The following is a 26069-nucleotide window of genomic DNA, read 5'->3' as shown; positions in this document are numbered from 1 at the left end:
TCTAATTGAATTTTGCTTGATAGTTTATTTACCTTAGTTACACTGTCAATCATTCGCTTCATAAAATTTGACATCTGTATAAATATTAAGCATGAGTATTGATTTAGAGTTTGATCGTAAACATATTTGGCACCCATATACCTCCTTAACTAACCCTTTACCAACTTACCCTGTTAAATCCGCCTGCGGTGTTGAAATTACTTTGGAAACAGGCGAAGTATTGGTGGATGGTATGAGTAGCTGGTGGGCTGCGGTGCATGGTTATAATCATCCCAAACTCAATCAAGCTTTGGTTGAGCAAAGCCAGCAAATGTCGCACGTGATGTTTGGTGGGCTCACTCACAAACCAGCGGTTGATTTGTCTAAAAAGTTAGTTGATTTGGCACCAAATGGACTTGAGAAAGTGTTTTTAGCTGATTCTGGCTCTGTTAGTGTTGAAGTTGCGATGAAAATGGCCATTCAATATTGGCAAAGTGAACACAAACAAGATAAGTGCAGATTCTTAACGGTGAAAAATGGCTATCATGGTGATACTTTTGCTGCGATGTCGGTTTGTGATCCAGTGAATGGTATGCACACCTTGTTTAACAAGACCATTAATCAGCATTTGTTTGCCAATGCGCCTACCCCAATATTCCCAAAAGATAAAAATGAGTTAGATGAACAGTTAGAAAAAGCGGATTTAGCTCAAGATCATTTAATTGAAATCACTCAGTTATTGAAAGCACACCACAATGATATCGCCGCAATCATTATTGAACCTGTCGTTCAAGGTGCTGGCGGTATGCGTTTTTATCACCCGCAATATTTAAAAGCGTTACGCCAATTGGCTAACCAATACAATGTATTATTAATTGCAGATGAAATTGCTACGGGCTTTGGTCGTACAGGCAAAATGTTTGCTTGTGAATGGGCCGACATTACACCAGACATTATGTGTGTTGGTAAAGCCATTACTGGTGGCTATATGACCTTAGCCGCCACTTTAACCACAAGCAAAGTCGCGGAACAAATTTGTAATGGTCAAGCAGGTGTATTTATGCACGGCCCTACTTTTATGGGCAACCCACTTGCGTGTGCTGTGGCGAATGCTTCACTTGAATTGCTGATTGAAAACAACTGGAAAGAGCAAGTCGCAAATGTCGAAAACTGGCTGAACAAATACTTACAGCCAATTGCTGAATTTGCACAAGTGGAAGATGTACGTGTGTTAGGTGCTATAGGTGTGGTTGAGCTAAAAGAGCCTGTGCCAATGGAGCAAATTCAAGCCTTTTTTGTAGAACAAGGTGTGTGGATTAGACCTTTTGGTAAATTAGTTTATTTAATGCCGCCGTTTATCAGTGAAGAAAAACACATTAAAAAGTTGGCTGGCGCAATTGAAGCCTGGTTAAAAAATTAAAAACGCGGCAGTATTTGAGTATACACGTATAAAACCGCAGCGACCGCCACCGCTAACAATACTGCCAAGTTATAGTGAAAATGGTCGCTTTTGCGTTTCATTCTTTTTAAGTTGATAAACATAGCAATTAGGGTAATTGCACAACAAATGATCAATTGCCAAAAAAGAAACTCTGTCCATTGTTCTGCCCACTCCAATCGATACTCATCTTCAATTTTTTTATACTTGGCATAGCCTGGCAGTTTTTCTGGTCGGGCAAGCCTAAACCACACCATAGCTAAGATAAAACTCAACCAAGCAACTAAATTAGTTGCCCAAATCGACTTAATTACCCAGTCGGCGCCTTTTCTACGTTCATTTTCGACAATTTTAGTGTCTTTTTGCTTGTTTCTCATATTGGCTTTAGTAACATATTGCCCTTTATAACAATAGAAGATTTATTTAGCCGGAGCAAAATTGAAATGAGTCACGCTGCAATCAGTGATGTATTAGCGGGTAAATACCCATTAAAAGAAACTCTAACCATTAAAGGCTGGGTTCGTACCGTTCGTTCAAATCCAAATTTTGCTTTTATCAATTTACATGATGGCTCTTGTTTCGACCCTATTCAGGTTATTGCCGACAGCAATTTGGCGAACTACGCCGAGATTGCGAAATTAACAACAAGTTGTTCGCTAGCAATTACTGGTACTTTGGTTGAATCAGCAGGTAAAGGCCAGAGTTTTGAAATTCAAGCAACCGAAGTTGAAATTATCGGCTTAGTTGAAGATCCAGATACATACCCAATGGCACCAAAACGCCACTCGGTAGAATACTTGCGTGAACATGCGCATTTACGTCCGCGCACCAATTTAATTGGAGCGGTAACACGTGTACGCAACTGTTTAGCGCAAGCGATTCATAGATACTTCCATGAAAATGGTTTTCAGTGGATTGCAACACCTATCATCACCGCAAGTGACTGTGAAGGTGCTGGTGAAATGTTCCGCGTTTCAACCTTAGATGCAGTTAATCCGCCTATGAAAGACAATGGCGAAGTTGACTACAGCGAAGACTTTTTCGGTAAAGAAGCCTTCTTAACAGTATCAGGTCAACTTAACGTTGAAACTTACTGTTGTGCTTTATCTAAAGTTTATACTTTTGGTCCAACTTTTAGAGCAGAAAACTCAAATACCAGTCGTCACTTAGCTGAGTTTTGGATGGTAGAGCCTGAAATCGCATTTGCTGATTTAGCAACTGTAGCATCATGTGCTGAAGACATGTTGAAGTACGTATTTAAAGCTGTGTTAGCTGAACGTATGGACGATTTAGAGTTTTTCGATTTACGTGTGCAAAAAGGTGTGGTTGAACGCTTAAAGACCTTAACTGAATCAGAATTCGTTCGTATGGATTACACAGATGCTATCGACATCTTATTAAAATCCGGCCAGAAGTTTGAATTCCCTGTTGAATGGGGTATTGATTTATCATCTGAGCACGAGCGTTATCTAGCTGAGAAACACGTAGGTGGACCCGTTATTCTACAAAACTACCCGAAAGACATTAAAGCTTTCTATATGCGTTTAAATGATGACGGTAAAACTGTTGCAGCCATGGACGTATTAGCACCGGGTATTGGTGAAATTATTGGTGGTAGTCAGCGTGAAGACCGCTTAGACATACTAGATGCGCGTATGCACGAAGTTGACTTAAACCCAGAAGATTACTACTGGTATCGTGATTTACGCCGCTACGGCTCAGTGCCGCATGGTGGTTTTGGTTTAGGTTTTGAACGCTTAGTTGCTTATGTAACAGGTGTACAAAACGTGCGTGATGTTATTCCATTCCCACGTGCGCCAAAAACAGCTTCGTTCTAAGTCTGTTTAATTTAGGCTGGCGCCCTGCGCTCGCCTAAAAGCAAGATAACTTCCAATAAAAAAGGTGCTTTTAAGCACCTTTTTTTATTGATTAATCATCCATTGGTTCAGCATTCTCTACGCGACTTTTGAGCTTTTGCCCAGGTCTAAAAGTGACTACACGGCGAGCGGTAATCGGAATATCTTCACCCGTTTTAGGGTTACGACCCGGCCTTTCACCTTTGTCACGCAGATCAAAATTGCCGAAACCAGACAATTTAACCTGTTCACCACTTTCTAAAGCAACGCGAATTTCTTCAAAGAATATTTCAACTAATTCTTTGGCATCACGTTTATTCATTCCAAGTTTTTCAAACAAATGTTCTGCTATTTCGGCTTTTGTTAATGCCATACCTAATCTCTCAATGTAGCACCAAATTGCGCGTTTAAGTGTTCAACTACCTTGTCAACGATTGCCGAGATTTCTTTCTCTTCTAGCGTTTTCTCTACCGCTTGCAATGTTAAAGCGATCGCGTAACTGATTTTATCAGCTGCTATCCCTTCTCCTTGGTAGACGTCAAACAAGTTTAGTTCAACTAATTGATTTCCGCCAACTTTTTTAATTTCACTTAACACTTTACCAACTTGGACAGATTTATCCACCACAAATGCTAAATCTCGTCGATTTGACGGGAATTTAGAAATTGCTTGAGCCGCCGGTACCTGACTTGTTAGCAATACATTAGTTAACAGTTCAAAGACGAAAGTTTTTGGTTTTAATCCAATTTTCTTCGCTACTTCAGGGTGTACTGCACCAATAAATCCTAAATACTGGCTATTTTTATAGATAGCAGCAGATTGACCAGGATGCAAGGCAGAATGCGATTCTATTTTAAATTCATATTCAGCTTTATTATCAATCTGTTGCAATAACGCTTCTACATCACCTTTAATATCGTAGAAATCGACCGGACGTTTTTCTAGCGTCCAATGTTCACCGTGACGTAAACCTGTGATAGCACCGGCTAACACTCTAGTTTGACGAATACCATTCTCTGCGTCTTTATCAGGGGTGAAAATTAAACCCGATTCAAATAGCTGTAGACGGCTTTGCTGACGGTTAGCATTGTAGACCACTGCACCGAGTAAGCCTGCTAAGCAAGATAAGCGCATTGCCGACATATCTGCTGAAATCGGATGCGGTAATACTAAAGCTTGGGCATTATTATGCAGTGCATCTTGTTTTTTCGGGTCAACAAACGAATAAGTAATCGCTTCTTGATAACCTAAATTCACTAAACAATTTTTTGCATAATCTAAAGATTTTACTGCTTCTGGTTTTGCGCTCATGTTTAGCTGAGCAACCGGACGCTGCATTGGTATATTGTTATAGCCGTAAATTCGCGCAACTTCTTCGATTAAATCTTCTTCAATCGAAATATCAAAACGATAGCCTGGAACAACAGCATTCCAGCCAGCTTCAGTCTTTTCAACTGTTAAACCTAAACGTGTCAACATTTCGGTTACAGTGTCATCTGCTATCTCAATACCTAATTTAGATTTAAGCTTAGCGGCACGTAAGGTTACTTTTTTAGCTTGCGGTAATGCACTTGCAACCTCTGCTGTAGATACTTGCGCGGCTTCACCACCACAAATGTCTAATATAAGCTGGGTCGCACGTTCAATTGCTTGTAACTGAATACTTGGGTCGACACCGCGCTCAAACCTGTGTGAAGAGTCTGTATGTAAACCATATTGACGTGCTTTACCCATCATAAAGTCAGGTGCAAAAAATGCACTTTCTAGCAGTATATCTTGCGTAGACTCAGTCACGCCTGAATCTTTACCACCGAATATACCGGCTAGAGCCAAAGCTTTTGACTGATCAGCAATCACTAAGCTATCGGCTTTTAAACTAATTTCTTGGCCGTCTAATAATGTGAGTTTCTCACCATCATTGGCTAAACGTACCACAATACCACCTTCAACTTGTTGTAAGTCAAACGCGTGCATAGGTTGGCCAAGCTCTAACATCACTAAGTTAGTTACATCAACAATTGGGTCAATTGAACGAATACCGCTGCGACGTAATTTTTCTACTAACCATAAAGGTGAAGCTTTTGATACATCTACACCTTTAATGATGCGACCTGCATATTTAGCGCAAGCTTGTTCTGCTTTAAGTTCGATTGATACCGCAGCATCAATACTTGCAGCTACTGGGTTAACTTCTACTGGTGTTAAATCGTGATTATTTAATACACCCACTTCACGAGCAATACCTTGTATGCTTAAACAATCAGCTCTATTAGGGGTTAAGTCAACCTCAATCGCTACATCGTCTAAATTTAGATATTGACGAATGTCTTGCCCAATAGGCGCATCTGCGGGTAATTCAATTATTCCAGGTGCTTCGTCTGCTAAACCTAATTCAGCTTCTGAACACAACATGCCAAATGAAGGTACACCGCGTAGTTTAGCTTTTTTAATTTTAAAGTTACCCGGTAAAACAGCACCAATCGTTGCGACTGCAACTTTTAAGTCTTTACGACAGTTTTTTGCACCACAAACTATGTCTAATAATTCGTCTTGACCAACATCAATTTTGGTCACTTGTAATTTTTCTGCATCTGGGTGTGGGCCACATTCAACTACATGACCAACCACTACACCGCTAAATTCACCAGCAACAGGCGCGACTTCATCAACTTCTAAACCCGCCATGGTGATTTGTTCAATTAATTCTTGCTGGCTAACTTGCGGATTGACCCATTCTCTTAACCAAGATTCGCTAAATTTCATACTATCTCCGAAAGTGCCTAGTTAAATTGTTTTAAAAAACGAACATCGTTTTCAAAGAATGAGCGTAAATCGCTCACGCCGTAGCGCAACATGGTTAAACGCTCAACACCAATACCGAAAGCAAAACCTGTGTATTGTTCAGGGTCGATATTCACGCCTTTTAAAACATTTGGGTGAACCATGCCACAGCCTAGAATTTCTAACCAGTTACCATCTTTGGTTTTTACATCGACTTCAGCTGAAGGTTCGGTAAATGGGAAAAATGATGGGCGGAATCTAACTTCTAACTCTTCTTCGAAAAAGAATTGTAAGAAATCAAACAAGATGCCTTTTAACTGAGCAAAAGTAACGTCTTTGTCTACCAACAAGCCTTCGACTTGATGGAACATTGGCGTGTGAGTTTGATCGTAATCGTTACGATAAACGCGACCTGGGGAAATAATTCTAAGCGGTGGTTGCTCAGCTTCCATTGTGCGAATTTGCACACCTGAAGTTTGTGTACGTAACACTAACTTAGGATTAAAGTAAAAAGTATCGTGATCTGCGCGAGCTGGGTGATTATCTGGGATGTTGAGTGCATCAAAATTATGCCAATCATCTTCAACCTCTGGGCCAACTCTTGTTTGGAAACCTAAGTCAGCAAAAAATGACTCTACACGTTGAATGGTTTTTGATACAGGGTGTAAACCACCAGCATGAGCTGCACGACCAGGCAATGTAATATCAACACTTTCTTGTGCTAACTTTTTGTCTAATTCGGCTTGTTGGAAAGCGTCACGCTTGTCATTTAATAAAGCTTGAACTTGCTGTTTAGCCTGATTGATCGCTTGACCCGCTTTTGGTTTTTCTTCAGGTGGTAACTTACCCAAAGTTTTCATTTGTTCGGTAAAAAGACCTTTTTTACCCAAATATTGCACACGTATATCGTCGAGTGCTGCTAGGTCATTTGCTTCTTTGATAGCAAGCTCTGCCGCCGCTACGATAGCATCTAAATTCATTAAGAATTTTCCCCAGAATTAGCTTGAAAAATAAACCGCGTATTTTAACTGATTTAGCGCAAAAATGTAGTCAAATATCAGCAGATTAGCGATTTAGTAATTTAGTCATTTGAGTTGAGGTTAAATAAACTGTTTTGGACTCTGTTTAAGGCAGTTTTGCCGCTTTATATTTCTGACTAATAGTTAGTGGGTTATAGGGTATAACGTTAAGTAACCTGAACTCTGGATAACAAGTTAGCTAACCCATTGTTATTAAAAATTAATTTTATGGTAGTCATTCTAGAGAGATAGTTATTCTTAGAACAAGGCGAATTTGCGTACGTAATAGCTGGCTATTACTAGCGAATTCAACGCCGTTATAAGGATAAATAGCCTCTAGAAAGCAAGTTGTTATCCAGAGTTCAGGTTAAATAATAAATGTGAGTAGACAAAAACAAAAAAGGGGCTGTGATAACCACGCCCCTTTTAACAAAAATCTGTTTGTTGATTTTTCGAATTAAGCTAAAGCTTCTTTCGCTTTCTCAACTAAAGCAGTAAAAGTTGCTTTGTCGTATACAGCGATATCAGCCAAGATCTTACGATCGATTTCAACAGATGCTTTTTTCAAACCATTGATGAAACGGCTGTATGATAAACCATTTTGACGAGAAGCAGCATTGATACGTGCAATCCACAATTGACGGAATTGACGCTTACGCTGACGACGGTCACGGTATGCGTATTGACCAGCTTTAGTTACGGCTTGAGTAGCTACACGATATACGCGACTACGAGCACCGTAATAACCTTTAGCTTGCTTTAAAACTTTTTTGTGTGCTGCGCGTGCAACTACACCACGTTTAACTCTAGGCATTATTCAGTCTCCTATTTTATGCGTATGGCAACATGCGAACGATCAATGGAACATCATTTTGATGAACTTGAGTTTTCGCACGAAGGTGACGTTTACGCTTAGAGCTTTTCTTGGTCAAAATATGACGCAAGTGTGATTGTTTGCATTTAAAACCGCCATTGGCAGTTTTTTTGAAGCGCTTCGCAGCACCTCTATGGCTTTTGATTTTTGACATTGAGTTTACTCCGCATTGTCAATTTACAATTTGCAGCAAGGCGGGTTAACCAAGGCTAACCTCTTTATGCCTTAACTACTTCTTAATTGGTGCCAACACCATGATCATTTGGCGACCTTCAACTCGGCTTGGGAAAGATTCCACTTGAGCCAAGTCTGATAAGTCATTTTTGATACGATTCATCATATCAATACCAATTTCTTGATGCGCCATTTCACGACCGCGGAAGCGAATCGTTACTTTGGTTTTGTCACCGTCTTCTAAAAAGCGAGTCAGGTTGCGTAGTTTTACCTGATAGTCGCCTATGTCAGTTCCAGGTCGGAATTTAACTTCCTTAACCTGAACCTGTTTTTGCTTTTTCTTCTGCTCTTTAGCAGATTTACTCTTTTCGTACAGAAACTTACCGTAATCCATCACTCGACAGACGGGTGGATTCGCATTAGGACTAATCTCAACCAAATCTAACTTGGCCTCATCAGCCATATCCTGAGCTTCTCTTAAGCTGACAACGCCAGCTTGTTCGCCTTCTGCGTCAATTAAACGTACTTCTTTTACGTCGATTTCATCGTTAATACGCGCTTTGCCGGCCTCTGGGCCTTTTCTACCACCTTTAATGGTTCATTCCTCCACGAAAATTATAATTTTTTACAGTCAACGTCGCCTTGAATAAGTTCAACGGCTTGTTCAATAGACATAACACCGAGGTCTTCACCTTTACGGGTACGTACTGCAACTTGACCATTCTCTAATTCTTTATCCCCTACAACCAACATGTATGGGATACGTTTTAAAGTATGCTCGCGGATTTTAAAGCCAATTTTCTCATTTCTCAAGTCAGCTTTGGCTCTAAATCCATTTTTGTTCAATATTTTAGCAATATTTTCGCAATATTCACCTTGTTTGTCGGTAATATTCAATACAACAGCTTGAGTTGGCGCTAACCAAACTGGGAAATGCCCAGCAAACTCTTCAATCATAATACCGATAAAACGTTCTAATGAACCTAAAATCGCTCTGTGGATCATCACAGGCGTTTTTCGATCATTGTCTTCAGCAACATATGTTGCACCCAATCGCTCAGGCATAGAGAAGTCTAGCTGAATTGTGCCACATTGCCATGCGCGACCTAAACAATCGTGCAAAGTAAATTCAATTTTTGGTCCATAAAACGCGCCTTCACCAGGCTGAAGTTCAAACTCTAGGCCATTAGCTTTTAATGCATCTTCTAGCGCTTTTTCGGCTTTATCCCAAATTTCGTCACTTCCAACACGTTTTTCAGGTCTGGTAGACAATTTAACGTCAATATCTTCAAAACCAAAAGTTTTGTATGTATCGAACACCATTTCTATACACGAAGATACTTCTTGCAAGATCTGTTCTTCAGTACAAAACACGTGCGCATCATCTTGAGTAAATGAACGAACACGCATTAAACCGTGTAATGAACCAGATGGTTCATTTCTGTGAACTAAACCAAATTCAGCCATACGGTAAGGTAAGTCACGGTACGATTTTAAACCTTGATTAAAGATTTGTACGTGACCAGGACAGTTCATTGGTTTAACTGCATAGGTGCGCTTTTCAGATTCTGTTGAGAATATCATGTCACCATATTTATCCCAGTGACCTGATTTTTCCCACATACATACATCTAAAATTAACGGCGCTCTAACTTCTTCATAGCCGTATTTAACTAACTGCTCTCGCATGTAGTTTTCTAATGTTTTGTAAATGGTCCAACCATCATTATGCCAAAACACCATGCCTGGCGCTTCTTCTTGCCAGTGGAATAAATCAAGTGCCTTACCAATTTTTCTATGGTCGCGCTTTTCTGCTTCTGCTAAACGGGTTAAATAAGACTTTAATTGTTTTTTGTCGGCCCAAGCAGTGCCATAAACGCGTTGCAACATTTTATTGTCTGAGTTGCCACGCCAATATGCTCCTGCGACTTTCATTAGTTTAAAGTGCTGACAAAACTTCATATTTGGTACATGCGGACCACGACACATATCAATGTATTCTTCGTGATGATACAAAGCAGGTTTGTCATCTTTTGAAATATTTTCATCCAATATTTCAATTTTGTATGGTTCACCACGCTGTTCAAAGGTGTCGCGCGCTTCTTGCCAGCTTACTGGCTTTTTAACCACTGCATAGTTGGTCTTCGCCAATTGTAACATACGTTTTTCTAGCGCTTCGATATCTTCTTGGGTCAAAGATTTATCTAAGTCGATATCATAATAAAAACCATTATCTATGGTTGGGCCAATCGCCATTTTTACATCAGGGAAAAGTTGCTTAATTGCGTGACCTAACAAATGTGCACACGAGTGACGAATGATTTCTAGACCATCTTCATCTTTCGCGGTAATAATTTGTAACTTAGCATCGTTTTCAATTAAGTCGCATGCGTCTACTCGTTGGCCATCAACACGGCCAGCGATTGTTGCTTTGGCCAAACCAGGGCCAATGGATTCAGCAACTTGCATTACAGTTACGGCTTGCTCAAATTCTCTTGTTGAGCCATCAGGAAGAGTGATAATAGGCATTATATTTCCTTACCAGTGGTGACACCTACCAAGTGCCACTTGTTATTTACATTATGGGAATAATTAAGAGGCGTATGATACTCATATATATCAGTAATTAAAACATCCTCCCCCGATAAATTGTTATAAATTACCGTTTGAGGCGTATTTGTTGCTGTTTATCGCCATATCTTCTGTTACCTAAGTGATTATCTCGCAATTTAAACAACTTTAGGTATATACTTCGCGCCCTAGTATTTTGCAGCAAACAGGTTAGCGCTTATGTCAAACGCGAAGGATATTGCACAACTTGAATTATCAGTAGAGCAATTAAGCATTGAGGAGAAACTTTCGTCCTATTCTTACTCAAAGGATGACATTAACTCAAGCGCCCTATTACCTCAGCTCGCTAGCTTTGTCGATTTAACCAATAAAGTGGATCAACTGATTCATTTGTTGTGCGGTCAACCTCATACAGCTCAATTATTAACTTGGCTAGGCTTAGACAACCAACTTATTTGTAATTGCGGCAAAGAAACCTTGTTCGGACGATTTAAGCTAACCACCAGTGGTAAAGCACATTTTTCGCCTGGAGAAATCTTTAACGCTGATAATGAGTATTTAATTTTTTCGACTCATTTATTGCTGCAAGATTTAGATTGCGCCGATTTATTGGTTAAAACAGCCGTTACAAAAGTATTCGACACCCAGTGGTTAAGCAAAGACTATCAGCAAGCAGAGTTTAAACAACTAAGACATAGCAAAATTAAGCTGGATAAAAAGATAATTATCTTGGGTGACTACGACTCAATTCAGCAACTTTTGTACTTATGCCCTGCTTTGGGTCAAATTAGTCAGGACCGAATTTATGAGGCTGACTACGCAGTTGAAATCAATCCAACAACCTTATCGGCTTTAAATGCTTTACTACAAGCCCTAAATTACCAACTTGATGAAAATGCATTTAATGCAATTGTTTGGGCACTTGCTAGAAGATGTGAAGACCAAAACTGGATGTCGATTGACTTAAACTACATCGAACAAATTAAACAAAGAATCCAAACGAACATCAGTCAGCAAACAGTTGAATTAACTGTTCGAGAACTAGAAGGCTTTCACGCGACTGCGCGTCTATTTAATTACGAGCAAATTAAAAATAACAGTATCAAAGTAGATTTCTCTGGTGCTGTGGTTGGCCAAATTAATGGCTTAACCGTTGTAGAAACAGCGCTTGCTGAGTTTGGTGAACCATCTAGAATCACCGCAAATATTTTTGTCGGTGAAGGTGATATTGGCGATATAGAACGAAAATCCGATTTAGGTGGCAACATCCATGCTAAAGCTATGATGATTTTATCTTCATTTGTTGCCAAGGTATTTGCGCGCAACGAACCTTTGCCAATTTCATCCAACATAGTATTTGAGCAGTCTTACCATGAAGTTGATGGCGATAGTGCATCTTTAGCTGAATTATATGCCCTGCTGTCGGCTATATCGAACATTCCTATTAACCAACACGTTGCTGTAACTGGTGCGATGGATCAATTGGGTAATGTATTGGCCGTCGGTGGTGTTGATTTGAAAATTGAAGGTTTTTATACCCTAGCCAAATTAAAAGCGCCTTCTCAAGTTCACTCGGTAATAATCCCCAAAGCTAATGTTGCAAATTTAAATTTAACCAGCGAAATTAAAACAGCTGTCAGCAATGGCACCTTTAAAATTTATGCAATTGACCATGTCCATCAAGCTTCAGAAATACTTACTGGCAAACCAGCTGAAACAGATGATCAAAAAGGTCTATTTGATTTGGTTAAAGTTGAATTAGACAAATTTAGCCAACAGGATGATGAAATTAGCTCTATTTGGCATAAATTAATTAAATTATTTAATAAATAGTGAGAAATTAGCTGCTCAGACTTGTTTAGCGCACATGTGTTCGCTAAAGTATGCGCCGAATTTTAATCAATATATTGACTAGCCAAAATGAAACAAAACAGTTTTGACAAAGAAGGCCTATTGGCTTGTAGCCGAGGCGAACTTTTTGGTCCAGGTAATAGCCAACTACCTGCGCCTAATATGCTTATGATGGATCGCATTACCGCTATTTATGACGAAGGTGGTGTTGCAAACAAAGGCTATATTGAAGCCGAGCTTGATATTACGCCTGACCTATGGTTTTTTGATTGCCACTTCCCTGGTGATCCTGTGATGCCAGGTTGTTTAGGTCTTGACGCTATGTGGCAATTGGTCGGTTTCTTTTTAGGTTGGTCTGGTGGTCCTGGTAAAGGTCGAGCTTTAGGTGTTGGTGAAGTTAAGTTTACCGGTCAGATCTTACCAACTGCGAAAAAAGTTACTTACCGAATTGATATGAAGCGTGTAATTAAGCGTAAATTATTTATGGGTATGGCTGATGGTACTGTAGCTGTAGACGGTAAAGTTATCTATGAAGCGAAAGATTTAAAGGTTGGTTTATTCCAAGATACATCTGGCTTCTAACTAAACTAGGTACTTTATACAATTATGCTCTAGATAAGAAAAAAGCCCTTAAGGGCTTTTTTCTTACTTTCCTCCAAAAAACGAAACTCTGTCATCTACCGCCGTTCGCCATCCACCCAACCACTGGGCTCTTGTATCAGTTTCCTGATATGGACAACATTCTTTAGTTTTACCAGTTAGACCTGCTTGATAGCCTTTAGACTGAGCTCTTTCTAAACGATCACGCTTTTGTCTTTTCATGTAAGCAATTCCTTCATCCGTTTTTGGTTTTTGGATATTAATTTGAAGCAACACGCTTGCGTGCCTTCACTTTCAAATTAGCTAATTTAACGGGGTATTGCAACAGGGACTTTTGATGGTTGCTGGTTACTTATTAAGCCAAATATTAAGTAACCAGCTGATTAACGGGAAGTTTCTAACAATTCACCATAGGTCAGTTAGCTTAGATCGATTTCCTATTACGAATTGATTTTTTAAACAAAAATGTAATAAATAACAAACTTAAGTAAATCCAAGAAAAAGAAGCGCCCTTGCGCTTAATTTTAATGTCGTCTCCTGGTAGCACGCAGTCATACATTCCTTGTGCATCTGGAACAAGTTTAACGGTGTGATTAACTTGTTCACGCGCGAATTCACCGCTTAAACCGTCAACTAATTGTTGATTCATAATATTTGTGGCAGTTTGCGTTGCACTTGCGTGTGCTAAAATAACCCCATCATTATTAATCGCTACCGCGTCGACAATCGTCATGTTTGTGTCGCAGGTCATTAGCTCATTTAAGTCAAACATTTCGTCTGTATCTGTATAATAGACAAAACCATGTTTAGGCGTAGAGCCGCCTGTTAATGCATCGATTTCAGTTTGGCCGACGATAACATTTTGATTATTAATTGCTCGCGCTAAAGTTTGTGAGCTAACCGCAAAATCATCTAATTTTTGTACCTGAGTATCACTGGTGTTCAGGTCATAATAAAAGCTCTTTTGCACAATACCTAAACCAGCTGTATCTGACATCACGCCAATAACAATATTATTGTCGTTAATATCAGTGGCACGGCTTGCAGGATAAGTAAGTGGATTGGTGATGATATGCACAGAACCGTTGTGAAATAGCGCTGCTTGGCGGCGAACATCATCGTTTACATCTCTGACATGCGAATCACCTACGGCATAACCTTCTTCGTTGACCGCAAATGCTCGGCTAGAATAAACTGCTTGGTTGGTTGAGCCAGAGTCGTCGATAGCAATGCCCAGATCAATTGGTTGAGATACCTCACCATTTGCATTGACCTTCCACATCAGTGCATGCGTTTTAAAAAAGCTTGTTTGATTTGCAATATTGTTATTAAACCCTTGCCATAAGCATACTTGTTCAGGGATCAGGTCATTCTGTTCACATGAAGCTTCGATCGACAATACATTATTCGTCGCCTCTATTGACCCATAACCAACAACCCAGCCTGAGTTAGAAATTTCTGTCGCATAACTAACACCACCGACGATTTCATCATAAGGTGGTAAAAGTTCTATAACTCGGTTTCTGGTTTTAACAAAACCACGATGAATAAAGTTTGGAATTAGCCAAGTTTCATCGTTAAATTCGGTTCGAGTAAACGTTGAGCTAGTGTCACCTACGATCCATGATAAGTTGTTGATCCCACGCGCGTATTCGTTGTTAAAATAACTCAACTCATCTGTGTTTGGGTTGATAGTGTCAAATACGACTAACTCTTCACTTTGATTATATTCAGCCAATGACGATCGATAATTTGCAATTGGCTGATATCGGCCGTCACTTGCGTTGCCTGATATGTAACCCAATACTGACTGCAAACTGGTTGCGTCGAAGTTTCCCTTTTTAACACTTTCTAGGTAACTAACGTTGTTGACACCCACTTGCGCTAATTGATTTGCAAAAGTTAAGTCTCGTTCGTCAAAGTCGAGCAACGATAAATCGACAGGATGTTGATATATTCCCGTATTCAAGGAGACAGCTTCATTATTATCATTTATATCGATAGGAAAGCTGTTCTTAAATACTTCCGCAGTGCTAATAGTCTCAAGGTTATAACTGAGTGCACTCGCAAAAGTGGCGAAACTTGCACTTGCTGTTAACAAGGCGATTGATAATTTTGTTAGTTTATTCATCATTTAATTATTCTGTAGGCTTTCCAATTCTTCCCATTGCTCAAAAGCTTGCTCAAGTTCTGCTTCAACTTTAGCTAAAGCGTCTAATTTAGCTTGAGTATAACTTTGTTCTTTACTGAAAAACTCTGGTGAATTGATTTCTAATTGCAAAGTTTCTATCTGACTTTCAAGCTGTTCAATGGTTTGTGGCAACGATTCTAACAAACGTTTCTGCTTATACGACAGTTTTGTTTTGTTATTTTGTGATTTTTCGACTGGTGTCGAGCTTTTTGGTTCAGCTTTTGGTTCAGTTTTTTTATTTTGTTGTTGCAGTTGACGATTTCGCTGTTCAATTGCAGGTACTATAACATCGTAACCACCAACAAACTCTTCAATAACCCCATTACCATGAAAATAATAGCTCGAAGTAACTGTGTTATTTACAAATTCACGGTCATGCGATACCAATAATAGTGTACCTGAATACTGATCTAATAATTCTTCTAGTAGCTCGAGTGTTTCTACATCAAGATCATTAGTTGGTTCATCTAGTACCAATAAGTTAGCTGGTTTTAAAAACAATTTGGCCAACAAGAGTCGATTCTTTTCACCGCCTGATAATGACTTTACCGGAGAACGCGCTCTTTGAGGACTAAACAAAAAATCTTGCAGATAACCGAGTGCATGGCGTGTTTGTCCATTAAATACAACATCTTGCTTGCCATCTGCGACATTGTCCATCACCGACTTTTCTTCATCAAGCTGTGAACGATATTGGTCAAAATACACAACATCTAAATTAGTACCAACTTTGATATTGCCCGAATCAGGTTTTAATTGACCCAATATCAGTTTAATAAAAGTCGATTTACCGCATCCATTTGGGCCAACCAAGGCAATTTTATCGCCGCGTAAAATCAAACCATCAAAATTGGAGACGATGTTTTGCTCACCATAGGCATAGTTCAAGCCCAATATTTCAGCAACCACCTTACCAGAGCGCTTGTCTTCTTCAAGTTTGAGATTGGCTGTACCTTGAACATCTCTCCTTGAAGCTCGGTCTTTTCGCATCTGTTGTAAATGTCTTACTCGGCCTTCATTGCGGGTTCGACGCGCTTTAATTCCCTGGCGGATCCAAGCTTCTTCTTGCGCGAGTTTGATATCAAACTTACGGTTCGTTTCTTCTTCTATTTTTAGATATTCAGCTTTATCAATTAGATATTGATCATAACCACGTTCAAAGCGGATAAGTTTGCCACGATCTAAATCTAAAATAGAATCAGATAAATTACGAACAAATGCCCTATCATGCGAAATGAATACAACCGCGCCGTTAAACTCTTTTAAAAAGCTTTCTAACCAAGCAATAGATTGATAGTCCAAATGGTTAGTTGGTTCATCTAGTAGCAAGATATCAGGCTCAACAACGAGCGCTCGAGCCAATGCCACTTTACGTAACCAACCACCTGACATTGATGTTAATTCAGTGTCTGGATTTAAGCCTAAACGTGAAATAACTTGCTGGATTTTGGGTTCTATGGACCAGGCATCAAGTTTGTCTATCTGTTGCTGAATCACCGACATTTTGTCTAAACAAGCATCGGCTTGTGTACTTAACAGATAAAATTCCCCTAAAGCTGTACCTGCAGCCCCCAAACCTTCAGCAACATATTGATATACTGTGCCTTGTGTATTGCGTGGTGGATCTTGAGGTAAGCGAGAAATTATCGTGCCAGCGCGGACATTTACTTCGCCCGAATCTAAGTTTTGTTCTCCACTAATGATTTTTAACAAAGTGGACTTACCCGTACCATTGCGTCCCAATATGGAAATCTTTTCACCTTTGTTAATTTGCAATTCTGCACCTATTAACAACGGATGATCACCAAAAGCTAAATGGCCGTTCGTTATACGGTATAAATTCATATTAATTTTCTAACCACTCTATCACTTGCTGCTCGTTAAACGGCCAGTTTAAACAGTCTTTGGTTAAACTATCTTGTAATACTGGGATACGCTCGCCAAACTGCTCAACCATATGCTCGTTTTCAGCAATATCGATTATTTGAATATGTTGTGCCAAACCTATGTTTGCTAATACTTGGTATGCTAGATCACACAAATGGCAACCTTCTGTACCCAATAATAATAATTGTGCATGTTCCATTGGTTTGCTTGTTACTTTGCCGTTTTAAATAATCGCCACGCCTGACGGATATTCGATTTACGCTTAAAATCAAACGGCATGGTTTTATTGGTTAAATCTTGCCATTGCAAGCCTATCTCAGCCAAAGAGGATTCATCTAAGCTAAATGAACGTAAATTGTTTGAGAAATAGATATCTCCCCCCTCGTTCAAATGCTCTAAAGCCAAACGCAGTAATTTAATATGATCTCTTTGCACATCAAAATCATGCGCTAGTTTTTTTGAGTTCGAAAAACTAGGTGGGTCGATAAAAATTAAATCAAACTTGTTATTGGTTCGCTTTAACCAATCGATACTATCCATAGCGATAAAGGGATGCCATGTTGAGTTAATGCCATTTAACTCAAAATTTTGTTTACCCCAATCCAAGTATTTTTTTGATAGATCAACCGAAGTCACTTGAGTTGCTCCACCTAATGCGGCATGAACACTCACACTGCATGTATATGAAAATAGATTGAGCACAGATTTACCTTGGCTGACTTGGCCAATCAGTTTACGCATATCTCTGTGATCTAAAAACAACCCTGTGTCTAAATAATCGTACAAGTTGACGTAAAACTGCGCGGGCCCTTCTCTGACCGTCATGACCTCACCACGATCAGCAGCCTTTTTATATTGTTCATTACCTTTTTGCTTTTTACGCACCTTTAATGCAATCTTGCTTGGTTCTGTACCTAATACAAATGGTGCTGTTAATAGTACTTCGTTTAGCCGAGCTTGCGCTTTTTCGACTGGTACACTTTTTGGTGCAGCATATTCGTAGATGACCAAAGAGTCGTTATAAATGTCAATCGCGACATTATAATTCGGTAAATCACTATCATATACACGATAGCATTCGGTATCGGCTTGACGCGCTTGTTTAGAAAATTGTTTAAAATTTTTCTTTAACCTATTTTGAAACTCAACCGCCAAACCTTCTCTAGGGTGAGTAGTGTCTTGAGCTGCTTCTATTTGATAATTAGCAACAATACAATCCAATGCGGCATTTTTAACTTTATACTTTTTATTAGCCGAGAGTTTTAAATAGCGCATTGCGTCAATGGCTGAAGATATAAGGGTAAGAGACCAACCAGCATGTTGCTGTTTGATATTATGGCCAAAATCTAAGTATAAGTGCGCAATCGCGACTTGGTCTTCCAACCGCTCACCATAAGGCGGATTTGAAACAATAAAACCAGTTTCAGATTTCACTTTCAACGTATGATCTACCGCATTTTGTCGCTCAAAGTGGATATATTTGGCAACACCTGCATCATCAGCATTTTGTTTTGCAACGGATAATTCACGGTTATTGATATCGAAACCATAAAGTTGAAATGAACCATCTTCGATTATTTGTTGGTCGTATTCCGTCTTTATTTGCTCGAATAGCGCTTTGTTATGAGATAACCAGGCGTCAAATCCCCACTTTCGTCGGTATTGTTGTGCAGGCATATTACACGCCATTTGTGCCGCTTCAATCAACAATGTGCCAGACCCACAAAAATAATCGACCAATGGTGCATTTGGTTGCTGCAACCACCCGCTACGCATAACAACTGCAGCTGCAATATTTTCTTTAATTGGCGCGCGTCCTGCTTGGGTTCGATAGCCACGCTGATGCAAACTCGCACCAGAGAAATCTAAAAAGATGTGCGCCTGCTTTTTAATTAAACGCCCTTGAATACGGATATCGGCATTGGATTTATCAACATTGGGACGGCGACCTAACTCCTCGTTGAATATGTCACATATCGCATCTTTGATGACCTGAGCACTATACTGAGTATTGCGCAAAGCATCATTAGTGCCATTAAAATCTACACTTAACGTAACCTTGTCTGAAAATTGCATTGGCCAATCAACAGATTGACAAACTTTATATAAATCATTTTTGTTGGCACAATCACCAGAGGCAAGTTCTAACAATACTTTATTGGCAAGTCTAGAGGTGTAACAAAGGCGATAAGCCTGCTCCATTGTTCCCTCAAACCATACCGACGAAACGGATAGCTTGATATTTTCAATGCCAAGCTCAGTTAATTCACTTTCTAGTAAATTTTCTAAACCTTTGGATGTTGTGACTAAAAACTTTGCCATTATTTACCTCATAAAGTTGAGGCGGCATTATACACCCAAGCAAACGGCAATTGCGAGGTTTGTAGTCGCTTAGCCTCTACAATGAAACACGGGGATTTATTCAAAATGCAGCCAGTGTTTAACCTTTAACTCGGTTTCGGTTGTGTATCCAACCGCTTTTGCGACAACCTCACCTTGGTTATCTAAATAATAGTAACTCGGGAAAGCCGATACATTGACAGATTGCGCCAACTTCTCATCCCCTAGATAAATGGGAAAGGTTAAACTGTGTTGCTCTACAAAGCTGACAACCTCATCACTATTGTCAAAACTTAACGCAATAACATATAAATTGAGTTTGCCAGGATAATCTGCATACAAACTTTGTAAATTATCAATACTTAGATGACAAACACTACACCAAGGCGCAATGAAATAAACTAGACTCGGGCCGTCACCACTGGCTAAATTAATTTCCGTAACGCCCATTTGTGTATTTAACCATTTGTCTACTTGGCCGTTCACCGTGACACGTTCAATTCGATGGCCGGTTTCAAGCATATTTCGCGATTGAAACCAGAAGAATGCTGAAATGATTAACAACATAAAAAACAACTCAATTGCCCACTTAGCCATTCTTTTTAGTGACATTTTGGTTTATCCTTTTTTAAAAGCTTTTAAAAACAGCTATTCGCAATCTCTATAATAAACGGAAGAGCCCTTTTGAATAAGACCCGACTTTTACCGATATGCTTTCTACCCTTGTCTTTTTTGTTTGGTTGTGAACAAGGCGTCACGTTAAAATCTATCTGCAAAAACACCCCTGAATTTTGCGAAGATTTAAATGATGATGCTTGGTGTAAAAAAGAACGCAAAGAAGTGATATTTGGACGATTTAACGAGTCTATCAACCCAAGCGATGAAGTTAGATATAAGCTGATCACTGATTTTGAAAAATACTCTACCTGCGTAGAGAAAGCATCTTTTATTGAGCATATTAAGTTAAAAGACAAGCAAACGGGCCGAGTTAAAGGGTTTGTGACCTCAGTCAGAGAGCTTGAGCGTTTATCAAAGGCAACAGCCGATAGTAACGACCCGAACTTATTGTATTGGCACTGGTCAAGAAACGGTGATGAAGATGCAATGAGCCGATTCTTAGCTTTGCGTGATAGCGGTGTTTTACAAACGCCAGAGCTTCAATTTAAATTAGCCACTTACTATGTAAAATTTAATCGTGATTTGACAATAGATACGCTATATCGAGCTTTAGAGTTGTACGGCAAAGACGATGTTATCAACCCAGAGATTCTCAATACTTTGAGTACCTTGTACTTAAAAGAAGAAAAATATAAACACGCTTATGTATGGGGTAAACTTGCCAAAGAGTTTGGTGTAAGTGATATTGATTTAGCTCCATTGCGCGCAGTACTTAAAACAGAAGGCGTGCCAATCTCACAATTAGATGATATTGCAAATGACTATGAAACAGCATTAGAAGACGGAAACTTTGAGCCGCCTAAAAGATAACGTTCTACTTAACAAGTGTACTATGATTAATTGAGGTTGTTGCGCCATATGCTAATATTTGCATTGCAGCTAAGGAAAAATGAATAAGGGTCTGTTGTGAACATCAAAATCGCGTTGTTATTAAGCACATTAATTGTTTTAACTAGCTGCGGATGGAACAAAACGGCACATCAAGCCATAATAGATATTGAGGAACTCACCCAGGAACAGCAATTCAGACAAGCGGAAATAGAAGTAAAAAATGCGCTTCAAAAATACACAGATAACCCTGAAATAAGGGTAGCTGCAGGGAAGTTTTACTATCAAATAGGGTTATTTCTACAATCTGCTCGCTTCCTTAAACCAGTTTTAGCGAAACAGCCTCAAGTAGAATCTGAAGTAGACGCTTATTTAGAATCATTGTTACAAAATAGGCAACTAGCAGATTTATCAGACGCGTTAAAAAAAGTAGACAATCCAAACTTACGACAAGCTTATTTGACTAGGAAGGCGTTATATTCAAACGATATTCCGTTAGCATCAAAAGAGTTTATAAAAATCACAGCAAATAATAACGATTGGTTCTTAGTCACAAACTATGAACTATTGTTGGAGACGCAACCGAATAAAACTAAACAAATCTTAAATACACTATCTGAGCAAACAAAGCATTCAAATGCAGACAGGCGGTTGGTTATATTACACGCTCGAAAGCTTGCAGATTCTGGAAAAAAGGAACAGGCACTGCAAAAATTTTTGACGGTCTATACACAAAGTCCTAAGTACCCCAATATTCATGTTTATATTGTTCAACTTGCATTACAGCTGGATAAAACTGCCATCGCAAAAGCACATACACAACAATTAGTCATCACGAATGATAAGCGACCGATTGTTAATCAATTCGTGGCAACATTGGCATATCAGCAACAAGACTATAAATCAGCCTTACACTCTGCAAATAAAGCCTTGCAAACGGGTTTGGATACCAAATCGCTACGCACTGTTGCGGGCATGAGCGCATATCACTTAGAACAATATCAACTAGCATTTAAGCTACTATCGCCTTTAGCCCCCAAACTTGCAGGCAATGACCCCATTCTTCGTATCCTAACCATTCTAGAATTAAAAAATGATGGACACCAAAAAGCCATCGAATTATACAAGCAACTTGAATTTGCCTCTCAAGAGGATATTACGCTTGCTAGTTACTTAATAAATGAAGTTGACGAACTTGAAAAACAGCACATCACTGATATCAGCCAGCAAAAACTAGAAAACTACATTAACAATCAGAAATACCATCATTTTTATATTTCTATTGTGAAATCATTTCCACAAGCCAGTGGTTCCGACTTGAAAGATTCTTTTTCAGTCATTAAGTGGCTACAAAACGATAAGGTTGAACTTGCAAAAGACCGAGTAGATGCATGGTTACAAAACCATCCAGATAGTGAAATTGCCAAAACCATGCAGGCGCTAATTGCATGGAAAACAGGCAGACAAACAGCGGCAGACGAGATTTTCGACAGCCTTTTAACTGATGGCACCACAAACCATATAGCACTAAACTACAAGATATTTTTGGCAAAATCACAACAAAATTGGCAAGAAATGCTAACTTACTCTAGCCAGTTACTCACGCTGGATCCAAATAATCCTGGTGCATTCAATGCATTTTTAGTTGCTTGGCAAAATAGTCCTAAAATCAACTGGCAAACTATAAAAGAACAAGTCACATCGACAACCAACCCAGATATAAAAATGCCATATCTAAAGTTGTTGTATAAACACAAGCAATGGCTTTTATTAGAGCAAGAGCTCTCCAAAATTACGCTTGAACATAGAAAAATTGACCACTGGAAATTATATTTTCTAGTCAATCAACAGCAAAACAATCAGACTCAAATAGAAGAGATTGCTAAGCAATTTTCTGCACACCCTCAAGCCAATTCAATAGATGGAATTCAGTTGCGCTTACTGATGTTAAGACATTTAAAGCAAACCAGCCAAGCAGTCGAGTTATTAAAACATGCGTTGAGCGTATTTCCAAACAATGTGAATTTTCAGTTAGAGCTTGCCAACCTTTACATAGTCGATAACAAGATTAACAAAGCCAAACAACAGCTCAAAAGCTATTCCAATGCCGTTAAACCCAACGCTCATTATTTTGAGTTGATAGGAAATATAGCAGCCATTGAGAAAAGGTATAGCGATGCCGCAAATGCGTATCAAAATGCGTTTAAGTTGTCAGCAAATAAACAGCTAATATATAAGTTTCATCGTTTGACTAGTTATATAAATATCCAGACTCAGCTATTAGAAATAACGATTGAATATCTAAAGCATTATCCACAAGAAATTGGCCTTAGAATAGATGCGTTTATGTGGTTTGCTGATACTCACACTGACCAAGCCTTACAAATCGTCGATGTACCGAGTGTACACAAATTAGCACAGACGAATTGGCAACTGAGTAACAATCTAGCTTGGTACCTCAATAAACAAGGAAATGTGGATAAAGCAAAACATTTTATCGACATGGCATACGAATTGAGCCCCGCAGAGCAGAGTGTTCTGAGCACTCGAACTAAAATTTATGGAAAATAACATGAAACACATCGTATTTTGTTGGGAGTTTGGCGAAGGGTATGGACATATTTCGGGGTTTATTCCAATTGCTAAACATTTACAGACAATGGGTATAAAAGTCTCTTGGATTATTCGTCATCTTGACTTTGCACATTTAATTAAAAAAAATTTTGATGAAAACACGTTAATTTTTCAGTCACCTTGCACTCGAAATACCAATAGCAATCGCTCTGCCACACTCAGCTACTCCCACATAATATCCCATCTTGGATATAACAACCCTCAACTACTGACAAATCTTCTAGGTACATGGCGAACTTTATTGCAAACACTATCAGTAGACTTAATAGTAGCGGATCATTCTCCGTCAGCCGTTTTGGCTGCGAAGACACTCAACATAAAGAGTTGCATGATTGGTACAGGTTTTTTTTCGCCGCCCAGGCAGTTAATTTTGCCTCAATTTGATATTTTTCCTCCACAATCATCAAATACACTGCAAAAAATTGACGACGGAGTTTTGGCTACAATTAATTCTAGTATCACAAAGTTCAATCAAGCCGAACTAGCAAGCGTTAGTGAAATATTTACCGTCGAAGAAGATTTTTTATGCACTTTTCCAGAACTAGACCACTACTCTAACAGAGACTCTGATAACTATTGGGGCGCACGTTATGCCACTAACTTAGGCCAGTCTCATCAATTTAAGACAGATAAATACAAAGTTTTTGTTTACCTTCATTCACGAACCAAAAATTATCAGCAGTTGCTCGAAGCGTTAAACCAGTTGCCAATTGAAGGACTCATTCACATTCCTAAATTAGATGTTAGCCAACTAAAAAAACAATACACTAATCTAGACTTTAGCGATCAGCCGATTAAATTGAGCGCGATTGAAAACCAGGTGGACCTAATAATTTGCAATGCCGGACATGGTACAGTCGCAGCAGCACTGCTATCAGGGATTCGTTTGCTGGTTATTCCAAATCAGTTAGAGCAAAGAATCTTGGCAAAAAAACTGACAGAGCAGGGATTATCTGCGGCGCTTGTACCAGAAAGCAATCTTGGTACAATACACAAAGCGCTAAACTTTATGATAGCAGACAGCAGCATTAAGGCGAATGCAGCCAACTTCAAGAATCGCTACTTAGGATTTAACAGCGAACTCCACGCTGAGGAAATTGCCAAACGATGTGCGGAGATTGTAATGGAAGCTGACTAACAACTTGCTTCCATTACAGACAGTGTTCAGGTTTTAACTAAGGTTCTTTTTTGTTTTTTCTTGTCGTCTACGCATAAATGCTAGACCCGCTAAACCTGCACCAATGATGGCAAATGAACTAGGCTCTGGAACTGGCGTGCTTTGGGTAAAAGAAGCGTCAGTAAATGCAGGTGTAGCACCAAAGTCGAACGGGTCACCAAATTGCGCGTATGCATCTAAAGCACTGTACAAACACCCATATCCATCACCATATTCGCCATAGTCACCATAGCCGTCATCAAAATCGTCAACAAAAGTGTTAAAAACCAAGAATTCTCCACCGTCGCCGTATTCACCATAATCACCATATCCGTTGTCGCAGTCGTCGATTAGACCAGGTTGACCAAACGAATGTGTTTTGACTATGTAGTCGAGCGTAAAACTCTCTCCTGCACCTATCAACCCTAATCCTATTGTATCTGTTTGTTCTCCCCAACCGTAATACTCAGGATTACTAGCGTCATAATTTGCCAGTGACGCACCTGATTGAGTAAACGAATATCCATTCTCATCATAGGTAAGAGCTGCAGAACTATCCCATATACTAGTGTCGTTTAGTCGGATATCAGCCATATAACTAGCGGTTATATACTCTCCTGTTTCAAAGGCTGGTTCATATTCGAATCCATAAACGCTCAAACTACCAAAGTTAATTGTAAACGTGAAATCAATAAACTGGTCGAGGCCTGTATCGTTAGTCACAGTAACAGATTGGGTAACCGTTGACATAGCATCAAAGTCAGCGCCATAACCATAAGCATTACTGTAAATCCAACCTTGATCATTTGCTGATGCGTTTGCATCCGCCCAATCATTGCCACTGTATAAATAAGATGAAGCATAGACACTCGTATTGTCGGTGTCTGAATCAGTGCTATTATCACCATTTAGCGTTACATCTGTATTAGCCGAAAGTTCAATATCTGTTGGAAATGCATAAACGGGGGCAATATGCGTACCCAAGATGGTAGAAATTGCAACAGCCAACAGTTTAATTTTGTTAGGAGTCATGAGTTGGTATCCTTTTTTATCAGTTGTGCTATTTTTAAGCAATTGATATACCAATACCAAAAATGCTTAAAATTCAAATAACTAAAAATCAGATAAATTTGGATTGTAAAAAAAGCTGACGTTCCGTAGTGAATATCGGATTGGTTAGTGCATTAGAAGACGGAAACTTTGAGCCGCCTA

General features: G+C 39.3%; 22 protein-coding genes. 7 read left to right on the top strand and 15 right to left on the bottom strand.

The window, feature by feature from the left end; translation table 11 throughout:
* The first annotated feature begins 91 nt into the window (after positions 1-91).
* A complete protein-coding gene (gene bioA / locus DS2_RS16670; protein ID WP_035016046.1) occupies positions 92-1399 on the top strand; it encodes an adenosylmethionine--8-amino-7-oxononanoate transaminase in 1308 nt (435 codons plus the stop codon).
* Here the strand turns inward: bioA and DS2_RS16665 are convergent.
* A complete protein-coding gene (locus DS2_RS16665) occupies positions 1396-1794 on the bottom strand; it encodes a hypothetical protein (protein WP_035016045.1) in 399 nt (132 codons plus the stop codon). The two genes, bioA and DS2_RS16665, sit on opposite strands and share 4 nt — an antisense overlap.
* A gap of 66 nt (positions 1795-1860) precedes the next feature.
* On the opposite strand from DS2_RS16665, the gene asnS reads away from it, so the two are divergent.
* On the top strand, positions 1861-3255 hold the full coding sequence (asnS, locus tag DS2_RS16660; protein WP_035016044.1) for an asparagine--tRNA ligase: 1395 nt from the start codon (positions 1861-1863) through the stop codon (positions 3253-3255).
* Positions 3256-3346: 91 nt separating this feature from the next.
* Here the strand turns inward: asnS and ihfA are convergent, their stop codons facing one another.
* The 7 genes from ihfA to thrS form a co-directional block, all read right to left on the bottom strand.
* A complete protein-coding gene (ihfA, locus tag DS2_RS16655) occupies positions 3347-3646 on the bottom strand; it encodes an integration host factor subunit alpha (protein ID WP_035016043.1) in 300 nt (99 codons plus the stop codon).
* Between the two features lie 2 nt (positions 3647-3648).
* On the bottom strand, positions 3649-6036 hold the full coding sequence (pheT, locus tag DS2_RS16650) for a phenylalanine--tRNA ligase subunit beta (protein WP_035016042.1): 2388 nt from the start codon (positions 6034-6036) through the stop codon (positions 3649-3651).
* 17 nt (positions 6037-6053) lie between these two features.
* Complete coding sequence (pheS, locus tag DS2_RS16645; RefSeq protein ID WP_035016040.1) at positions 6054-7034, bottom strand: phenylalanine--tRNA ligase subunit alpha; 981 nt, start codon at positions 7032-7034, stop codon at positions 6054-6056.
* A gap of 496 nt (positions 7035-7530) precedes the next feature.
* Positions 7531-7887 (bottom strand): 50S ribosomal protein L20, encoded by a 357-nt coding sequence (gene rplT, locus DS2_RS16640; RefSeq protein ID WP_035016039.1) that lies wholly within the window; start codon positions 7885-7887, stop codon positions 7531-7533.
* Positions 7888-7903: 16 nt separating this feature from the next.
* Positions 7904-8101, bottom strand: coding sequence for a 50S ribosomal protein L35 (gene rpmI / locus DS2_RS16635; protein ID WP_016955023.1), 198 nt, complete (start codon positions 8099-8101; stop codon positions 7904-7906).
* 75 nt (positions 8102-8176) lie between these two features.
* The gene (gene infC / locus DS2_RS16630; protein WP_081754313.1) at positions 8177-8716 is read right to left on the bottom strand and encodes a translation initiation factor IF-3; all 540 of its coding nucleotides are present in this window, start codon (positions 8714-8716) and stop codon (positions 8177-8179) included.
* Positions 8717-8736: 20 nt separating this feature from the next.
* Positions 8737-10650 (bottom strand): threonine--tRNA ligase, encoded by a 1914-nt coding sequence (gene thrS / locus DS2_RS16625; RefSeq protein ID WP_035016037.1) that lies wholly within the window; start codon positions 10648-10650, stop codon positions 8737-8739.
* A 261-nt stretch (positions 10651-10911) separates the two neighbouring features.
* Here thrS and DS2_RS20075 point away from each other — a divergent pair, with 261 nt between their 5' ends.
* Both DS2_RS20075 and fabA read left to right on the top strand, forming a co-directional pair.
* Positions 10912-12525, top strand: a complete 1614-nt coding sequence (locus tag DS2_RS20075) for a S16 family serine protease (protein ID WP_051479960.1) — start codon at positions 10912-10914, stop codon at positions 12523-12525.
* A gap of 87 nt (positions 12526-12612) precedes the next feature.
* On the top strand, positions 12613-13125 hold the full coding sequence (fabA, locus tag DS2_RS16615) for a 3-hydroxyacyl-[acyl-carrier-protein] dehydratase FabA (protein WP_035016036.1): 513 nt from the start codon (positions 12613-12615) through the stop codon (positions 13123-13125).
* A gap of 63 nt (positions 13126-13188) precedes the next feature.
* On the opposite strand, the gene rmf is transcribed toward fabA, so the two are convergent.
* The 6 genes from rmf to DS2_RS20070 all read right to left on the bottom strand — a co-directional run bounded on the left by rmf (position 13189) and on the right by DS2_RS20070 (position 20173).
* Positions 13189-13365: a ribosome modulation factor gene (rmf, locus tag DS2_RS16610; protein ID WP_016955018.1), complete on the bottom strand. Its 177-nt coding sequence runs from the start codon at positions 13363-13365 to the stop codon at positions 13189-13191.
* Between the two features lie 202 nt (positions 13366-13567).
* On the bottom strand, positions 13568-15277 hold the full coding sequence (locus DS2_RS16605) for a DUF3466 family protein (protein WP_035016035.1): 1710 nt from the start codon (positions 15275-15277) through the stop codon (positions 13568-13570).
* Positions 15278-17179, bottom strand: a complete 1902-nt coding sequence (locus DS2_RS16600) for an ATP-binding cassette domain-containing protein (protein WP_035016034.1) — start codon at positions 17177-17179, stop codon at positions 15278-15280.
* 1 nt (position 17180) lies between these two features.
* The gene (locus DS2_RS16595) at positions 17181-17420 is read right to left on the bottom strand and encodes a glutaredoxin family protein (RefSeq protein WP_035016033.1); all 240 of its coding nucleotides are present in this window, start codon (positions 17418-17420) and stop codon (positions 17181-17183) included.
* A gap of 11 nt (positions 17421-17431) precedes the next feature.
* Entirely contained in the window at positions 17432-19543 is a 2112-nt protein-coding gene (rlmKL, locus tag DS2_RS16590) for a bifunctional 23S rRNA (guanine(2069)-N(7))-methyltransferase RlmK/23S rRNA (guanine(2445)-N(2))-methyltransferase RlmL (protein WP_035016031.1), read from the bottom strand.
* A 96-nt stretch (positions 19544-19639) separates the two neighbouring features.
* On the bottom strand, positions 19640-20173 hold the full coding sequence (locus DS2_RS20070; protein ID WP_051479959.1) for a TlpA family protein disulfide reductase: 534 nt from the start codon (positions 20171-20173) through the stop codon (positions 19640-19642).
* A gap of 72 nt (positions 20174-20245) precedes the next feature.
* Here DS2_RS20070 and DS2_RS16580 point away from each other — a divergent pair, with 72 nt between their 5' ends.
* The 3 genes from DS2_RS16580 (at position 20246) to DS2_RS16570 (ending at position 24839) form a co-directional block, all read left to right on the top strand.
* Positions 20246-21049, top strand: a complete 804-nt coding sequence (locus DS2_RS16580) for a DUF2989 domain-containing protein (protein WP_160168585.1) — start codon at positions 20246-20248, stop codon at positions 21047-21049.
* 96 nt (positions 21050-21145) lie between these two features.
* Positions 21146-23638, top strand: a complete 2493-nt coding sequence (locus DS2_RS16575; protein ID WP_035016030.1) for a tetratricopeptide repeat protein — start codon at positions 21146-21148, stop codon at positions 23636-23638.
* A 1-nt stretch (position 23639) separates the two neighbouring features.
* A complete protein-coding gene (locus tag DS2_RS16570) occupies positions 23640-24839 on the top strand; it encodes a glycosyltransferase (protein WP_160168584.1) in 1200 nt (399 codons plus the stop codon).
* A 33-nt stretch (positions 24840-24872) separates the two neighbouring features.
* Here DS2_RS16570 and DS2_RS16565 read toward each other — a convergent pair whose 3' ends face one another.
* Entirely contained in the window at positions 24873-25889 is a 1017-nt protein-coding gene (locus tag DS2_RS16565) for a PEP-CTERM sorting domain-containing protein (RefSeq protein ID WP_035016028.1), read from the bottom strand.
* Between the last annotated feature and the right edge of the window lie 180 nt (positions 25890-26069).

This window comes from Catenovulum agarivorans DS-2 (genome assembly GCF_000568405.1).
In the GTDB taxonomy this organism is placed as follows: Bacteria; Pseudomonadota; Gammaproteobacteria; order Enterobacterales; family Alteromonadaceae; genus Catenovulum; species Catenovulum agarivorans_A.
The sequence above is the reverse complement of the archived record's forward strand: the minus strand, read 5'-3'. Positions and strand labels throughout refer to the sequence as shown.

What these genes read in the sequence shown, in the direction of transcription:
- DS2_RS20070 (WP_051479959.1), bottom strand. Translation starts at nt 20,173, where the DNA reads ATGTCACTAAAAAGAATGGCTAAGTGGGCAATTGAGTTGTTTTTTATG.
- rplT (WP_035016039.1), bottom strand. Translation starts at nt 7,887, where the DNA reads ATGCCTAGAGTTAAACGTGGTGTAGTTGCACGCGCAGCACACAAAAAA.
- DS2_RS20075 (WP_051479960.1), top strand. Translation starts at nt 10,912, where the DNA reads ATGTCAAACGCGAAGGATATTGCACAACTTGAATTATCAGTAGAGCAA.
- rpmI (WP_016955023.1), bottom strand. Translation starts at nt 8,101, where the DNA reads ATGTCAAAAATCAAAAGCCATAGAGGTGCTGCGAAGCGCTTCAAAAAA.
- DS2_RS16665 (WP_035016045.1), bottom strand. Translation starts at nt 1,794, where the DNA reads ATGAGAAACAAGCAAAAAGACACTAAAATTGTCGAAAATGAACGTAGA.
- DS2_RS16565 (WP_035016028.1), bottom strand. Translation starts at nt 25,889, where the DNA reads ATGACTCCTAACAAAATTAAACTGTTGGCTGTTGCAATTTCTACCATC.
- rlmKL (WP_035016031.1), bottom strand. Translation starts at nt 19,543, where the DNA reads ATGGCAAAGTTTTTAGTCACAACATCCAAAGGTTTAGAAAATTTACTA.
- thrS (WP_035016037.1), bottom strand. Translation starts at nt 10,650, where the DNA reads ATGCCTATTATCACTCTTCCTGATGGCTCAACAAGAGAATTTGAGCAA.
- fabA (WP_035016036.1), top strand. Translation starts at nt 12,613, where the DNA reads ATGAAACAAAACAGTTTTGACAAAGAAGGCCTATTGGCTTGTAGCCGA.
- pheT (WP_035016042.1), bottom strand. Translation starts at nt 6,036, where the DNA reads ATGAAATTTAGCGAATCTTGGTTAAGAGAATGGGTCAATCCGCAAGTT.
- pheS (WP_035016040.1), bottom strand. Translation starts at nt 7,034, where the DNA reads ATGAATTTAGATGCTATCGTAGCGGCGGCAGAGCTTGCTATCAAAGAA.
- bioA (WP_035016046.1), top strand. Translation starts at nt 92, where the DNA reads ATGAGTATTGATTTAGAGTTTGATCGTAAACATATTTGGCACCCATAT.
- DS2_RS16600 (WP_035016034.1), bottom strand. Translation starts at nt 17,179, where the DNA reads ATGAATTTATACCGTATAACGAACGGCCATTTAGCTTTTGGTGATCAT.
- DS2_RS16605 (WP_035016035.1), bottom strand. Translation starts at nt 15,277, where the DNA reads ATGATGAATAAACTAACAAAATTATCAATCGCCTTGTTAACAGCAAGT.
- DS2_RS16570 (WP_160168584.1), top strand. Translation starts at nt 23,640, where the DNA reads ATGAAACACATCGTATTTTGTTGGGAGTTTGGCGAAGGGTATGGACAT.
- asnS (WP_035016044.1), top strand. Translation starts at nt 1,861, where the DNA reads ATGAGTCACGCTGCAATCAGTGATGTATTAGCGGGTAAATACCCATTA.
- DS2_RS16595 (WP_035016033.1), bottom strand. Translation starts at nt 17,420, where the DNA reads ATGGAACATGCACAATTATTATTATTGGGTACAGAAGGTTGCCATTTG.
- ihfA (WP_035016043.1), bottom strand. Translation starts at nt 3,646, where the DNA reads ATGGCATTAACAAAAGCCGAAATAGCAGAACATTTGTTTGAAAAACTT.
- rmf (WP_016955018.1), bottom strand. Translation starts at nt 13,365, where the DNA reads ATGAAAAGACAAAAGCGTGATCGTTTAGAAAGAGCTCAGTCTAAAGGC.